General features: G+C 57.2%; 1 protein-coding gene. It reads right to left on the reverse strand.

What is annotated here, in order from left to right:
• Positions 1-940 (reverse strand): ketol-acid reductoisomerase (gene ilvC / locus F3J23_RS21520; RefSeq protein WP_167033601.1); only part of this gene is annotated, 940 nt, incomplete at both ends.

Below are 940 nucleotides of genomic sequence, written 5' to 3' on the forward strand. Positions count from 1 at the left end.
CGGTTTTACCGGTCTCTTCACGCCTGGTCAGCAGGTTTTTGTCGTCGTTCGCCCAGTCAGCCATCATACCGGAAGAGAATTCACCCGAGATGATGTCATCCATGTGCTTCTGGAACAGCGGGGCCATGATGGTTTTCAGCTGCTCAGACAGCGCGTAAGCGCGGATTTTTGCCGGATTAGACAGACGATCCATCATCAGCGTGATGCCGCCGAACTTCAGCGATTCGGTGATGGTTTCCCAGCCGAACTGAATCAGTTTCTCGGTGTACGCCGCGTCGTGACCTTCGGCCACCAGCTTGTCGAAGCACAGCAGTGAACCGGCCTGCAGCATACCGCACAGAATGGTCTGCTCGCCCATCAGGTCTGATTTGACTTCTGCCACGAAAGACGATTCCAGCACGCCTGCACGGTCGCCGCCGGTGGCTGCAGCCCAGGCTTTGGCAATCGCCATGCCTTCGCCTTTTGGATCGTTTTCCGGGTGAACAGCGATCAGCGTTGGAACGCCGAAGCCACGTTTGTACTCTTCACGTACTTCGGTACCCGGGCACTTCGGTGCCACCATCACCACGGTGATGTCTTTACGGATGGTCTCGCCCACTTCGACGATGTTGAAACCGTGAGAGTAACCCAGCGCGGCACCGTCTTTCATCAGCGGCTGAACGGCCTGCACAACGGCAGAGTGCTGCTTGTCCGGCGTCAGGTTAACCACCAGATCCGCCTGCGGGATCAGCTCTTCGTAAGTACCCACTTTAAAACCGTTTTCGGTGGCTTTACGGAACGACGCACGCTTCTCAGCGATGGCTTCAGCGCGCAGTGCGTAAGACACATCGAGGCCAGAATCACGCATGTTCAGACCCTGGTTCAGGCCCTGCGCGCCGCAGCCGACGATGACCACTTTCTTACCTTTCAGGAAGCTAGCGCCATCCGCGAATTCATCGCG

The sequence above is a fragment of the Chryseobacterium sp. Tr-659 genome (assembly GCF_011752975.1).
Taxonomy (GTDB): domain Bacteria; phylum Bacteroidota; class Bacteroidia; order Flavobacteriales; family Weeksellaceae; genus Chryseobacterium.